Consider the following 13,211-nt stretch of genomic DNA (forward strand, 5'->3'; position numbering starts at 1 on the left):
CCTACATCTCCTCCGTGACGTAATGGTGAAGCCAGGTGCGGAACTCCGGGCCCAGGTCCTCACGCTCGCACGCGAGTCGGACGATGGCCCGCAGGTAGTCCCCGCGGTCCCCGGTGTCGTAGCGGCGGCCCCGGAAGACCACGCCGTGCACCGGGCCTCCGACGGTCTCGTCGGCGGCCAGCTTCTGCAGGGCGTCGGTCAGCTGGATCTCACCGCCGCGGCCCGGCTCGGTCTCACGCAGTATGCCGAAGATCGCCGGATCGAGGACGTACCGTCCGATGACCGCGTAATTGCTGGGTGCGTCCGCGGCGTCCGGCTTCTCCACGAGACCGGTGATGCGGACCACGTCCGACTCGTCGGTGGGCTCGACCGCGGCGCAGCCGTAGAGGTGCACCTGGGAGGGGTCGACCTCCATCAGCGCGACGACGGTGCCGCCGGCCCTCTGCTGGATCTCCGTCATCCGGCGCAGCAGCGGGTCGCGGGGGTCGATGAGGTCGTCGCCGAGGAGGACGGCGAAGGGTTCGTCGCCGACGTGCGGTTCGGCGCAGAGCACGGCGTGGCCGAGGCCCCGGGGGTCGCCCTGGCGGACGTAGTGCATGGTGGCCAGGTCGCTGGATTCCTGGACCTTCTTGAGCTTGTCGTCGTCGCCCTTGGCGATGAGCGCGGACTCCAGCTCGTAGTTGCGGTCGAAGTGGTCTTCGAGAGCACGCTTGTTACGGCCCGTGATCATGAGAATGTCGTCGAGGCCTGCCGAAACCGCCTCCTCGACCACGTACTGGATGGCCGGCTTGTCCACCACAGGAAGCATTTCCTTGGGTGTCGCCTTGGTAGCGGGAAGGAACCGAGTGCCGAGGCCCGCGGCCGGGATGACGGCCTTTTTGATCACGGGGTGCAACTGAGTCATGGGCGGAACGATAGTCGTTCGTCATGAGGCCCGAGTGAGATTCAGATGAACATGATCAGCTTTACCCCCATAGAAAGGGATACGAGACAACCGTGACCGAGAACCGGCCTGCGACGGCCAAGACGGACCTGCGCCGCGAACTCCTCGCGGCCCGCCGCGCCCTGTCCGCCGACGCCCTGCGCACCGCGGCCCGCGCCCTCTCCCGCTCCGCCCTGGAACTGCCCGAACTCGGCTCCGCCCACACCGTGGCCGCCTACGTCTCCATCGGCTCCGAACCCGGCACGCGCGAGCTGCTCGACGCCCTGCGGGCGGCCGGCACCCGTGTGCTGCTGCCCGTCCTGCTGCCCGACAACGACCTCGACTGGGCGGCGTACGAAGGCCCGGAGAGCCTGGCCGAGGCCGCGCACCCGGGGAAGATGCGGCTCCTGGAGCCCGCCGGTCCCCGCCTCGGCCCCGACGCGGTGACCGGCGCCGACGCCGTACTGCTGCCCGGACTGGCCGTGGACCGGAGGGGGATGCGGCTCGGTCGGGGCGGAGGCTCGTACGACCGGGTACTGGAACGGCTGGAGCGCGCCGGGGCGCATCCCGCGCTGGTCGTGCTCCTCTACGACGACGAGGTGGTCGCGCGGGTCCCGGAGGAACCGCACGACCACCCCGTACGGGCGGTGGCCACCCCGTCGGGGGTGATCCGCTTCAGTGCCTAGACGGCCCGGAACCCGAGCTCACGAACCTTCGGGCTGGAGGGTCAGGGTGTCGACCGTGGCCTTGCCCACGGCGTCCTTGCCGAAGGGCCAGTCCAGCAGTTCACCCTTGGCCCACAGCGTCGTCTGGTCCGTGTAGTGGTCGTGGTACGCGTGCCCCGAGGCGCCCGTCAGGTTGATCCAGCGGGACTTGTCGAAGTCGGCGAGGTTCACCACCATGCGCATCGAGGGCACCCAGGTGACCCCGTACCCGCTGGAGGCGTTCCAGCCGGTGGCGTTGACGGTGGCCTCGCCGCCGCCCAGGTTCCAGGGGCCGCGGTTGAGGAGCCACTGGAGGTAGCCGGGGCCCTCGGTGCCGATCGTCTGGTTCTTCAGCATCAGCTGGTGCAGCCGGCCCCAGCTCCAGGTCGACTGGTCCTTGCCGAGCTTGGCGGTCAGCTCCCAGCGGGCGTCCTTCATGGCCCGCGCGAAGAGCTGGTCGCGGCTGGTGGTGGCGGCGACGGTGCGGCCGACGGCGGGCGCCTGCCACCACTGCGACTTCTCGTCCTTGACCAGGCGGCGGACCACCTCGAACCACCGGTCGCCACCGTCCGGCTGCGCCGAGTCGGAGGCGCGCTCACCGCACTCGCGGACCATCTTGACGAGGTCGTCGGCCGGCCCGGTGGTCGACTCGGGGACGTTCATGCAGCTGCCCTCGACGCGCAGCTCCTTGGGCATCTTGTCACCGAAGGCCAGCTTGAGGATGTTGCGCCAGACCGCGTTGAAGTACGCGGCGGCCGCCGAGTCGGGCTCCTGGGTGTAGTTCCAGCCCTCCAGCAGCTTCTGCGCGGAGCGGACGTCCGGGTCCGAGACGTCGATCTTGGCCAGCATCGGGGTCAGCAGCGCGGCGATCTCGCTGCTGTTGTCCATCTGCATGGTGCGCATGTCGTCGGTGGAGATCTTCCCGCTGTCCTTGATCTTCGCCTCGATGAGGTCGTTGATCCGCTGACTGCGGGCGCCGTAGCCCCAGTCGGTGGTCAGCAGGTACGGGTACTTGCCCGCGCCGCTCTCGGTGACGGCCTGGTTGGCGGTCACGATGAAGCCGCGGTCGGGGTTGTAGACCCACGGCATCTCGTCCTGCGGGACGTAGCCGGCGTTACCGTCCTTGCCGCCCTTCCAGGCGTACTTGGAGTCCCAGCCCGGGGTCGGCATCTTGCCGTCCGCGCCGCCGCCGCGGATCGGGATCCGGCCGGGGGCCTGGTAGCCGATGTTGCCGGTGGCGCCCTTGTTGTCCGCGTAGATCAGGTTCTGCGAGGGGACCTCGAAGTCGCGGGCCGCCGTGCGGAACTCCTGGAAGTTCTTGGCCCGGTTGAGCGAGAAGACGGCGTCCATCGACTTGCCGGGGTCCAGCGCGGTCCAGCGCAGGGAGACCCCGTAGCCGTTGCCGCGGTCCGGGGCGGCGCTGCTCACGGGGGCGCGGGCGCCGACCGTGGTGATCTCGTCGCTGCGGTCGGAGATCAGCGGACCGTTGTTCGTGGACCGGACGGTGATCTTCTTCTCGCCGCCGCCGGCGATCTTGATGACCTCTTCGCGGGCGGTGAAGGGGAGCACCTTGTTGTCGTAGACGTAGCCCTCGGGCTTGACCTGCTCCAGGTAGAGGTCGGTCACGTCGGCGCCGAGGTTGGTCATGCCCCAGGCGATGTCGGCGTTGTGGCCGATGATCACGCCCGGCATGCCGGAGAAGGTGTAGCCGGCCACGTCGTACCGGCACGAGGCCGAAGCCGCCCGGCAGTGCAGGCCCATCTGGTACCAGACCGAGGGCAGCTGCGGGGAGAGGTGCGGGTCGTTCGCGAGCAGCGGCTTGCCGGTGGTCGTGTACTTGCCCGCGACGACCCAGGAGTTCGATCCGATGCCGCTGCCGGCCGGGCCGAGGATCGCGGGGATCGTGTCGAGGGTGTCGGCCAGCGCGCTGAGCGAGGTCCGCAGGCCCACGGTGGCGCCCTGGGCGGTGGCGTTGCCGGCCAGCCCGGTCTCGCCGGCGGTCCGTGCGGAGACCTGGGAGCCGTTGGCGCCGCCCTGCCCGCCGGTGGTGGTGGAGCCGGAGCCCACGGGGCTGCCGGAGCCGGGACCGGCCGCGGGGGCGTACTTCCCGCCCTTGACGGTGCCGCCCTCGACGATCGGACGGTTCCGGTCGAAGGGGTACGGCGGGTAGAGCTGGTCGATCTGCGCCTGCGAGAGCTTGCCCGTCATCAGCGCACGGTCGATCTCGTCCTGCATGTTGCCGCGCAGGTCCCAGGCCATCGCCTTGAGCCAGGCCACCGAGTCGACCGGGGTCCACTGCTCGGGGGCGTAGGAGTCACTGAGCTTGAGGGCGGCGTGCTCGACGGAGAGGTCCTTGCCGGACTTCCCCTTCAGGTACGCGTTGACCCCGTCGGCGTAGGCCTGCAGGTACTTCTTCGTGTCGGCCGACAGCTTGGTGTCGTACTCCTGCTGCGCGACCCGGCGCCAGCCGAGCGTGCGCAGGAAGGCGTCGGTCTCGACCTGGCCGGCGCCGAACATCTCGGAGAGCCGCCCGGAGGTCATGTGGCGGCGTACGTCCATCTCCCAGAACCGGTCCTGCGCGTGCACGAAGCCCTGCGCGCGGAAGAGGTCCTCGTCGGAGTCGGCGTACAGCTGGGGGATTCCGCTGGCGTCGCGCTTGACGTCGACGGTCCCGGTCAGGCCGGGCACTTTGAGGGAGCCGGTGGTCTGCGGGAACGAGGCCCGCACGCTGTCCACGCTCCAGTACGCCCCGTACCCGAGGCCAGCGAAGAGCGCCAGCACCAGGACGAGCACGATCAGACGGGCGCGTCGTCCCTTCTTCTTGACGGAAGGGGCGGTTTCGTTGGCGGGCATCGCTGTCCTTAGAGGGGCAGGGTGGTCCTGGGAGTGCTGGGAGCAACCATAGGCGCAGGACCGCCCCCGGTGATCCGCCAGGGGTCGGGCTCGTGGTCGGCCCCTGGCCGGCGGCTCGTGACGAGGGGTCATGAGGACAGGGCCCCGCAGGCGTTTCACAATGTGGCTAACGAGTAAAGGGCGCACCAAAGATTAGGTAAGGTAACGAAGTACTTGCCGTCCGTGCCCGCGCCGGAACGATCCGTCGACCCGTCGTCGGCCGGTCCGCCGTTCCGCCGCCGCCTGGCACATCGAGGAAAGGGCCGCCCGCTGACTGTCCACACGCTCAATGAGCTCATGCTGGTCTGCTCGCTCGTGCTGCTCGTCGCCGTGGCGGCGGTACGCGTCTCTTCGCGCAGCGGACTCCCCAGCCTGCTCATTTACCTCGGCATAGGCGTCGCGATAGGCCAGGACGGCATCGGCAACGTCGTGTTCGACAACGCCGAGCTGACCCAGGTGATCGGCTATGCCGCCCTCGTGGTGATCCTCGCCGAGGGTGGTCTGGGCACGAAGTGGAAAGAGATCAAGCCGGCCCTGCCGGCCGCGATCGTGCTGTCGCTGGTCGGCGTCGCCGTCAGCGTGAGCGTGACCGCGGCGGGCGCGCACTACCTGGTCGGACTCGAATGGCGGCAGGCCCTGCTGATCGGCGCGGTCGTCTCCTCGACCGACGCGGCGGCCGTCTTCTCGGTCCTGCGCAAGGTCCCGCTCCCCTCCCGGGTGACGGGTGTGCTGGAGGCCGAGTCCGGCTTCAACGACGCCCCCGTCGTCATCCTGGTCGTGGCCTTCGCGACCGTCGGGCCGGTCGACCAGTGGTACGTCCTCATAGGCAAGATCGCGCTGGAGCTGGCGATCGGCGTCGCGATCGGACTGGCCGTGGGCTTCCTGGGCTCGTACGGGCTGCGGCACGTGGCGCTGCCCGCCTCGGGCCTCTACCCGATCGCGGTGATGGCGATCGCGATCACCGCGTACGCGGCCGGCGCGATGGCGCACGGCTCCGGCTTCCTCGCGGTGTACCTGGCGGCGATGGTGCTCGGGAACGCGAAGCTCCCCCACTGGCCCGCCACCCGGGGATTCGCGGACGGGCTCGGCTGGATCGCCCAGATCGGCATGTTCGTGCTGTTGGGCCTGCTGGTCACCCCGCACGAGCTGGTCCACGACTTCTGGCCGGCGGTGATCATCGGGCTGGTGCTGACGATGGTGGCCCGGCCGCTGGAGGTCTTCGTCTCGCTGCTGCCCTTCCGGCTGCCCTGGCAGGAGCAGGCGCTCATGTCCTGGGCGGGCCTGCGCGGGGCCGTGCCCATCATCCTGGCCACCATCCCCATGGTGTCCGGGATCGAGGGCAGCGAGCGCGTCTTCAACATCGTCTTCGTCCTGGTCGTCGTCTACACCCTGGTCCAGGGCCCGACCCTGCCCTGGCTCGCGCGCAAGCTGAAGCTGGGCAACAGCGACGAGGCCGCCTCCGACCTGGGGATCGAGTCGGCGCCGCTGGAGAAGCTGCGCGGACACCTGCTGTCCTTCGCGATCCCGCCCGCCTCGCGGATGCACGGCGTCGAGGTGAGCGAGCTGCGGCTGCCGCCGGGGGCTTCCGTCACGCTGGTCGTACGGGACGCGCGGAGCTTCGTACCGGCACCGTCGACCGTGCTGCGGCGCGGGGACGAGCTGCTGGTGGTGGCCACGGACCCGGTACGGGACGCCGCGGAGGCGCGGCTGCGGGCGGTGGCCCGGGGCGGCAAGCTGGCGGGCTGGCTGGGGACCGGCGGGGACGGCGGCGGCGCGGCCTCGGGCGGGAAGGCCAAGGGCTCCGGCAAGAGCTCGGCCAAGGGGGCCTCGAAAGGTCCCGCCAAGGGTCCCGCAAAGGGTTCCGCCAAGGGTTAGAGCGGCGCTCTAATTCTTCGAATTCGACGGTTTCCGTCCGGATTCAGCCCTGTTTACGTAGGACCTGAATGCGAAGCTCCAGTTAATCGCAGGTGAAGACACGCCCTGTAGCCCGAATCACAGGGCGTACCGGCCGATCTGCCTGTACGATTAAGGAACAACACATCGAACCAACTCTGTCTGACGCAGAGCTGGCGCGACCGCAAAGCGGCCGTGGCACCCTCCCGCAGTGGGCGCCCAGGTATCACTCGGTTTGGCGCAAGAGGACAGCTCTCGGGGCTCCCACATGTACGGGTGCGATCGCTCACAAGGCGCCGCATCGTCCGCAGACGGGGAGTTCTACCAGGCAGCGGAAAGGCCAGGCCGTGACATCCGCGGTCACGACCGACAAGTCCGCCACGTCCACCCGACCCGGCTACGGGCAGCTCCTGCGCACGCCCGGCGCCCTCGGCTTCGTTCTCCCGGGATTCGCCGCGCGACTCCCCTTCGGCATGCTGACGATCAGCATCCTGCTACTGGTCCAGCACACCACCGGTTCCTACGGAAGCGCCGGCATCGTCGCCGCCTTCACCGGTATCTCCATGGCCGTGTTCGCTCCCGTCATGGGCAAGCTCATCGACCGCCACGGCCAGAGCGCCGTCCTGGTCCCGGTGGCCCTCGTCCACGCCACCGCCGTCAGCTCCCTGGTGGCGTTCGCGCTGCTGGGTGCGCCCGTCTGGGCGCTCGCACTGGCGGCCGTCCCCGCCGGTGCATCCGTCCCGCAGGTCGGACCCATGGTCCGGTCCCGCTGGGCGGCCAAGCTCGAGGGCTCCCCGCTGCTGCCCACGGCCGCCGCGTTCGAGTCCGTCACCGACGAGTTCACCTTCGTCGTCGGCCCGGTGCTCGCCACCGCGCTGTGCACCGGCATCAACCCGGCGGCCGGTCTGATCACCGAGGCCGCGCTGACCCTGATCGGCGGCCTGCTCTTCGCCGCCCAGCGCGCCACGCAGCCCAAGCCCGTCGCCCGTCCGGCACACGGTGAGAAGCACGCTCCGGCCCTGTCGTTCCACGGGCTGCGCGTCCTGATCGTCGCCTTCATCGGCATCGGCGCCGTCTTCGGCGGCATGCAGGTCTCGCTCGCCGCCTTCTCCGAGGAGATCGGCAACCCGGGCGCCAACGGTCTGCTCTACGGCGTCTTCGCCGCGGGCAACATGATCGCCGGCATCGCCTGCGGCGCGATCGCCTGGAAGATCGGCCCGCGCCGCCGCCTGATCCTCGGCTACATCGGCCTCACCGCGGCCGCCTCGGTCCTGTGGGCCGCGAACTCGATGATCCTGCTCGGCGCGCTCGGCCTGGTCGTCGGTCTGTGCATCGCCCCCGCGCTGATCACCGGCTACACCATGATCGAGCAGCTGATCCCGGCCGCCTCGCGGACCGAGGCCTTCACCTGGCTCACCGGTGGCGTCGCCTTCGGGCAGGCCGGCGCCGTGACCCTGGCCGGCCGTCTGACGGACGCGCACGGGTCCTCGTACGGGTTCCTCGTGCCGATGGTGGCCACCGTGCTCGCCCTGGCCATCCTGCTGGCACTGCGTGCGAAGCTGGCCCCGAAGGCCCCGAGCCGGATCGTCAGCTCGTCCAAGCCGGCCGCCTCGGCCACCTCCGCGGCACCCGCCGCGGGGGTGAACGAGCGTGGCCTGGGTCACCGCGTGCCGGTGACGGTGGACTGATCCGCCGGAATACGTCACCATGGAGCGTCGTTAGCACTCATTGAGTGAGAGTGCCAGGAGGAAATTCGTGCCGACCTACCAGTACCAGTGCACCGAGTGCGGTGAGGGCCTTGAGGCCGTGCAGAAGTTCACCGATGACGCGCTGACCGTGTGCCCGAGCTGTGACGGACGCCTGAAGAAGGTGTTCTCCGCGGTCGGCATCGTCTTCAAGGGATCCGGTTTCTACCGGAACGACAGCCGCGGCGCTTCGTCGAGCAGCACCCCTGCCTCGAAGCCCGCGTCGACGCCGGCCGCCACCCCGGCCGCGTCCTCGTCCTCGACGGCTTCGTCGTCCTCGACCTCGACCTCCTCGTCGTCGTCGAGCTCGTCGGCCGCCTGACGCGCTCCAAGGCTTCACCGGCCGCAACAGCTTCATCCGAGGCCCTGCCGTCCCCACGGGACAGCGGGGCCTTCGGCATGCCCCGTTAGGGTGGACCGCATGGCGAATGCAGAGATCGGTGTCATCGGTGGATCGGGCTTCTACTCCTTCCTGGAGGACGTCTCCGAGATCCAGGTGGAGACGCCGTACGGGCCCCCCAGCGACTCCCTCTACCTCGGTGAGCTCGCCGGCCGGACCGTGGCCTTCCTGCCCCGGCACGGCCGCAGCCACACCGTCCCCCCGCACAAGATCAACTACCGGGCCAACCTGTGGGCGCTGCGTTCCGTGGGCGTCCGCCAGGTGCTCGGTCCCTGCGCGGTCGGCGGCCTGCGCTCCGACTACGGCCCGGGCACCCTGCTCGTCCCCGACCAGCTGGTCGACCGTACGAAGTCCCGCGCCCAGACCTTCTTCGACGGGGAGCCGCTCCCGGACGGCTCGGTCCCCAACGTCGTGCACACCACCTTCGCCGACCCGTACTGCCCGGTGGGCCGCTCGGTGGCACTGGCGGCGGCCCGCGGGCGGGAGTGGGAGCCGGTGGACGGCGGCACCATGGTCGTCATCGAGGGCCCGCGTTTCTCCACGCGCGCCGAGTCCCGCTGGCACGCCGCGGCCGGCTGGTCGGTGGTCGGCATGACGGGCCACCCGGAGGCGGTCCTCGCGCGCGAGCTGGGGCTCTGCTACACCTCGATGGCGCTGGTCACGGACCTGGACGCGGGTGCGGAGACGGGCGAAGGGGTCTCCCACACGGAGGTCCTCAAGGTCTTCGGCGAGAACGTCGGCCGGCTGCGCGAGGTCCTCTTCGACGCGGTGGCCGCCCTGCCCCCGACGGAATCCCGCGCCTGCCTGTGCACCCACGCCCACGACGGCTGGGACCTGGGCATCGAGCTGCCGTAGCCGCCCCGGACACTGGTGGGATGAACTACACCGCCGACCCCCGGATCATCGTCGCCCTCGACTTCGACGACCGCGAGGCCGCCGAGGCCCTCGTGGCACGCCTCGGGGGCGCTTGCGGCTTCTACAAGGTCGGGCTGGAGCTGCTGACCGCCGCCGGGCCCGACCTCGTACGCGGGCTCGTCGATCAGGGCCACGAGGTCTTCCTCGACCTGAAGCTCTTCGAGATCCCGAACTCCGTGGCCGGCGCCGTGCGCGCCGCGGGCGCGCTGGGCGCGTCCGTGGTGACCGTGCACTCCATGGGCGGTACGGGCATCATGGCGGCCGCAGTGGACGCCGCCCGGGAGTTCCCGCGGCTTCGGGTGCTCGCCCTGACGGTGGTCACGAGCATGACCGGGAGCGACCTCGCCGACATCGGCATCGGCGCGAGCACCGACGAGCAGGTGCTGCGGCTGGCCCGGCTGGCGGCGGAGGCCGGCTGCGACGGGGTCGTCGGATCGCCCCGGGAGGCCGGGCCGCTGCGGACGCTGCTGGGTCCGGACCGGCTGATCGCCACTCCGGGGGTGACGCTGCCGGGTGGGGAGGCGGGCGCGGAGGCGGGCAGGGAGGCGGGCGGGCACGCCCGCTCCGATACGCCGTGGGCCGCCTTCGCGGCCTGGGCCTCGCACGTCGTGGTGGGGCGGTCGGTGACGCGGGCCGCGGATCCGGTGGCGGCGCTGCGGAGGATCTCGGTGGGGCGGTAACTCCCGCGAGTGACGGGGATATCCACAAGCTGGGGATCCTCCACAGGGTCGAGCGGGATCCGGCGGGAGGGCGGATCGTGAGGGACGTCCGGGCGCTGGGTCCGGGCACCGGACTCCGCTCCCGGGGTCCGGGCTCACTCCGTCAGGTGGTGGCCGTCATGACCGCGAACTCCCGTGTCCCTTCCCTCTCCTCACCCCACACCCACGCCCACACCCACGCCCCGGTGCGCCCCTCCCCCGTCTCCCGGCATCCCTCTTCCGCTACGTGTCCCCCCGCGCGCTCCGTTCCCCTCTTCGCCCCGCTCCGCGTGGGGCGGGCCGGGGACCGGCTGCGCAGGGCGGTGCGGCGCCGGCGGCGCGGGGCCGCGGCCGCGCTGGCCGTCGTGGCGGCCGTACTGGCGGTGGGCGGCACCGAGGCGCGGGCCTCGCGGGGCTCCGCACCGCCCGCGGCGCAGCCTCCTGCGGCGGCGGTGCGGCTGGTGTCGGCGCCGGTGCGCATCGCGGACGCGGCGGCGGTGCGGCTACTGCGGCCCGGGGACCGGGTGGACGTGGTCGCCGCGGAGCGCGGCGGGCCGCCCCGGGTGGTGGCGGCGGGGGCACGCGTCGCCGAAGTACCCGCTCCGGAGGAGGGTGTTGGGGACGGCGGGGCCCTGGTGGTGCTGTCCGTGCCCCGGGACACCGCGCGGGCTCTCGTGGGGGCGGGGACCGTGTCCCGACTGGCGGTGACGTTGTGTTGAATCGTACGAACGTGCGGTCAAGTCACCGTGGGGTGAGGGTCGATTGGACACCCCGGGGTCAAACTGCCGTAGCTTTCGGAACCGTTGGCTCCATGTTCGGCAGATACGAAGAAAGGCTCAGTGGTGAGCGAGAAGAAGAAGGAGAGCATCCTGGCAGGCTTCAAGGCCTTCCTGATGCGCGGCAACGTGGTCGACCTGGCGGTAGCCGTGGTCATCGGTGCCGCGTTCACGAACATCGTGAACTCCGTCGTGAAGGGCCTCATCAGCCCCGTGATCGGCCTCATCGGCACACAGAGTCTGGACGCCTACAAGAGCTGCATCAAGGACCCCTGCGGGGTCGGCCCGGACGGCAAGCCCACGGGCGTGGAGCTCCTCTGGGGCTCGGTGCTGAACGCGGCGCTCACCTTCCTGATCACCGCCGCGGTCGTCTACTTCCTGATGGTCCTGCCGATGGCGAAGTACCTCGCCAAGGTGGAGCAGCGCCGCAGGGCGAAGGAGGGCGTCCAGGAGACCATGGAGATCACCGAGCTGGTGGTCCTCAAGGAGATCCGCGACGAGCTGATCGCCCAGCGCGACGCGGGTGGCGGGAACGTCCACTCCGGCGCTCCGAGCCCGCGGCTCTAGGCGGGCCCTGCGGTCAGACGTGGTGCGGGGGCTTCTCGTCGAGGAACCGGGCCAGGTCGGCCGCGCTCCCGCCGGCGGGCGGCCGCTCGCCCCAGCCCCGGTCGGTGTCGTCCGAGGACTGCTGGTCCAGCGGGTCGCCGAAGTCCAGCCGCGGCTTCGGCCGGGACTCGGCCGCGGGCTCCTGCCGTGCGGACTTCGGGGCGTGCGGGTCGGTGGCGGGGGCGTCGCTCATGCCTCCAGAGTACGGCCGCCCCTGCCACCGGCCCCGCTCAGCTGGGAGCCTCGGCGCCCTTGCGGGCGTAGAACCACCAGCACACCACCAGGCACGTGGCATAGAAGCCGATGAAGATCCACAGCGCGTTGGTGACGGCCATGGCCGCGAACATCGCGGGGATGAAGAAGAAGCCGTAGGCCGCGATGGCCGAGGAGAAACCGGTGACGGCGCCCGACTCCATCTCCGACTGCTTGAGCGCCGCGGCCTGCGCCTCGGGGCCCTTGCCCTCGGCCTGCTTCATGTGGTGGTCCCGGAAGATCACCGGGATCTGCCGGAAGGTCGAGCCGTTGCCCAGGCCGGAGAAGGCGAAGGCCACCAGGAAGCCGATGTAGAAGGGCCAGAAGTCGCCCTCCTGGCCACCGGACGGAAGCGCGAAGATCACCACGACGAGGGCCGCCGCCATGCCGATGAAGGACAGGATGGTGACCCTGGCTCCGCCGATCTTGTCCGAGAGCCAGCCGCCGCCCCAGCGCGTGAGAGCCCCGATGAACGGGCCGATCCAGGCGTAGGTGGTGGCCTGGTAGCCCTGGCCCTCGAAGTTGTTCTTGATCAGCAGCGGCAGGGCGGCCGCGAAGCCGATGAAGGAGCCGAAGGTGCCGACGTAGAGCCAGGTCATCAGCCAGTTGTGCTTGCGCTTGAAGATGATCTTCTGCTGGCTGAAGGGAGCCGCGGCCACCTTCAGGTCGTTCATCAGGAACCAGGCGGCCAGCGCCATGATGACCAGCAGCGGCACCCAGAGGAAGGCGCCGTTCTGCAGCCAGACGTCGGTGTTCTTCTTCGCGTCGTGCTGGGGTCCGCCCGCCGGGGCGCCCAGAACGGCCGCGGTGACCACCAGCGGGGCGACCAGCTGGACCACGCTCACGCCGAGGTTGCCGAGGCCGCCGTTGAGGCCGTTGGCACTGCCCTTCTCCCGCTTGGGGAAGAAGAAGCCGATGTTCGCCATCGAGGAGGCGAAGTTCGCACCGCCGATGCCGCAGACGGCCGCGATCAGCGCCAGCTCCCAGTAGGGAGTGCCGGTGTCCTGGAGTGCGAAGCCCAGCCACAGCATCGGCGCGATCAGGATGATCGTGCTGAAGGCGGTGAACTTCCGCTCGCCGAACATCGGGCCGATGAAGGTGTAGAGGATGCGGAAGGTGCCGCCGGTGATACCGGGGATGGCGGTCAACCAGAACAGCTGCGACTTCGAGAATCCGAACCCGACGTCGTTCAGCCTGACCACGGTCACCGACCAGACCTGCCAGACCACGAAGCCGAGCATCAGGGCCGGGATCGAGACCCAGAGGTTGCGCTGGGCGACCCGGTGGCCCTTGGACTGCCAGAAGCCCTCGTCCTCGGGCCGCCAGTCGGCGATGGTGGCGCCGGGCTTGTAGCTCTCGGCGCGGTGGCTGCGGGGTGCCGACGAAGTCGGCGTGGGCATCGACATGG

12 protein-coding genes are annotated in these 13,211 nt (G+C 70.4%); 8 read left to right on the plus strand and 4 right to left on the minus strand.

Going from position 1 to position 13,211, the window contains the following annotated elements; all coding sequences use genetic code 11:
• Position 1: 1 nt before the first annotated feature.
• The gene (gene galU / locus OG247_RS17615; protein ID WP_327253136.1) at positions 2–904 is read right to left on the minus strand and encodes a UTP--glucose-1-phosphate uridylyltransferase GalU; all 903 of its coding nucleotides are present in this window, start codon (positions 902–904) and stop codon (positions 2–4) included.
• Between the two features lie 92 nt (positions 905–996).
• Here galU and OG247_RS17620 point away from each other — a divergent pair, with 92 nt between their 5' ends.
• Positions 997–1,608 carry a 5-formyltetrahydrofolate cyclo-ligase gene (locus tag OG247_RS17620; RefSeq protein ID WP_327253137.1) on the plus strand — a complete coding sequence of 204 codons (612 nt, stop codon included), beginning with the start codon at positions 997–999 and terminating at the stop codon, positions 1,606–1,608.
• Between the two features lie 18 nt (positions 1,609–1,626).
• Here OG247_RS17620 and OG247_RS17625 read toward each other — a convergent pair whose 3' ends face one another.
• A complete protein-coding gene (locus OG247_RS17625) occupies positions 1,627–4,479 on the minus strand; it encodes a penicillin acylase family protein (RefSeq protein ID WP_327253138.1) in 2,853 nt (950 codons plus the stop codon).
• 336 nt (positions 4,480–4,815) lie between these two features.
• Between OG247_RS17625 and OG247_RS17630 the strand changes: the two genes are divergently transcribed.
• The 7 genes from OG247_RS17630 to mscL all read left to right on the plus strand — a co-directional run bounded on the left by OG247_RS17630 (position 4,816) and on the right by mscL (position 11,512).
• Positions 4,816–6,393 carry a potassium/proton antiporter gene (locus OG247_RS17630; protein ID WP_327253139.1) on the plus strand — a complete coding sequence of 526 codons (1,578 nt, stop codon included), beginning with the start codon at positions 4,816–4,818 and terminating at the stop codon, positions 6,391–6,393.
• Between the two features lie 365 nt (positions 6,394–6,758).
• On the plus strand, positions 6,759–8,099 hold the full coding sequence (locus OG247_RS17635) for an MFS transporter (protein ID WP_327253140.1): 1,341 nt from the start codon (positions 6,759–6,761) through the stop codon (positions 8,097–8,099).
• Between the two features lie 67 nt (positions 8,100–8,166).
• Positions 8,167–8,478: an FmdB family zinc ribbon protein gene (locus OG247_RS17640; RefSeq protein ID WP_327253141.1), complete on the plus strand. Its 312-nt coding sequence runs from the start codon at positions 8,167–8,169 to the stop codon at positions 8,476–8,478.
• Between the two features lie 99 nt (positions 8,479–8,577).
• Positions 8,578–9,411, plus strand: coding sequence for an S-methyl-5'-thioadenosine phosphorylase (locus OG247_RS17645; protein ID WP_327253142.1), 834 nt, complete (start codon positions 8,578–8,580; stop codon positions 9,409–9,411).
• A gap of 20 nt (positions 9,412–9,431) precedes the next feature.
• Positions 9,432–10,151 carry an orotidine-5'-phosphate decarboxylase gene (pyrF, locus tag OG247_RS17650; RefSeq protein ID WP_327253143.1) on the plus strand — a complete coding sequence of 240 codons (720 nt, stop codon included), beginning with the start codon at positions 9,432–9,434 and terminating at the stop codon, positions 10,149–10,151.
• 158 nt (positions 10,152–10,309) lie between these two features.
• Entirely contained in the window at positions 10,310–10,888 is a 579-nt protein-coding gene (locus OG247_RS17655; protein WP_327253144.1) for a hypothetical protein, read from the plus strand.
• Between the two features lie 120 nt (positions 10,889–11,008).
• The gene (gene mscL, locus OG247_RS17660) at positions 11,009–11,512 is read left to right on the plus strand and encodes a large conductance mechanosensitive channel protein MscL (RefSeq protein WP_327253145.1); all 504 of its coding nucleotides are present in this window, start codon (positions 11,009–11,011) and stop codon (positions 11,510–11,512) included.
• Positions 11,513–11,525: 13 nt separating this feature from the next.
• Here the strand turns inward: mscL and OG247_RS17665 are convergent, their stop codons facing one another.
• Both OG247_RS17665 and OG247_RS17670 read right to left on the minus strand, forming a co-directional pair.
• Complete coding sequence (locus OG247_RS17665) at positions 11,526–11,744, minus strand: hypothetical protein (RefSeq protein WP_327253146.1); 219 nt, start codon at positions 11,742–11,744, stop codon at positions 11,526–11,528.
• 37 nt (positions 11,745–11,781) lie between these two features.
• Positions 11,782–13,209, minus strand: a complete 1,428-nt coding sequence (locus OG247_RS17670) for a NarK family nitrate/nitrite MFS transporter (protein ID WP_327253147.1) — start codon at positions 13,207–13,209, stop codon at positions 11,782–11,784.
• Positions 13,210–13,211: the final 2 nt, after the last annotated feature.

The sequence above is a fragment of the Streptomyces sp. NBC_01244 genome, assembly GCF_035987325.1.
In the GTDB taxonomy this organism is placed as follows: domain Bacteria; phylum Actinomycetota; class Actinomycetes; order Streptomycetales; family Streptomycetaceae; genus Streptomyces.

Coding starts and splice junctions, on each gene's coding strand:
- OG247_RS17665 (WP_327253146.1), bottom strand. CDS start 11,744: ATGAGCGACGCCCCCGCCACCGACCCGCACGCCCCGAAGTCCGCACGG.
- OG247_RS17625 (WP_327253138.1), bottom strand. CDS start 4,479: ATGCCCGCCAACGAAACCGCCCCTTCCGTCAAGAAGAAGGGACGACGC.
- galU (WP_327253136.1), bottom strand. CDS start 904: ATGACTCAGTTGCACCCCGTGATCAAAAAGGCCGTCATCCCGGCCGCG.
- OG247_RS17655 (WP_327253144.1), top strand. CDS start 10,310: ATGACCGCGAACTCCCGTGTCCCTTCCCTCTCCTCACCCCACACCCAC.
- OG247_RS17670 (WP_327253147.1), bottom strand. CDS start 13,209: ATGTCGATGCCCACGCCGACTTCGTCGGCACCCCGCAGCCACCGCGCC.
- OG247_RS17645 (WP_327253142.1), top strand. CDS start 8,578: ATGGCGAATGCAGAGATCGGTGTCATCGGTGGATCGGGCTTCTACTCC.
- pyrF (WP_327253143.1), top strand. CDS start 9,432: ATGAACTACACCGCCGACCCCCGGATCATCGTCGCCCTCGACTTCGAC.
- OG247_RS17630 (WP_327253139.1), top strand. CDS start 4,816: ATGCTGGTCTGCTCGCTCGTGCTGCTCGTCGCCGTGGCGGCGGTACGC.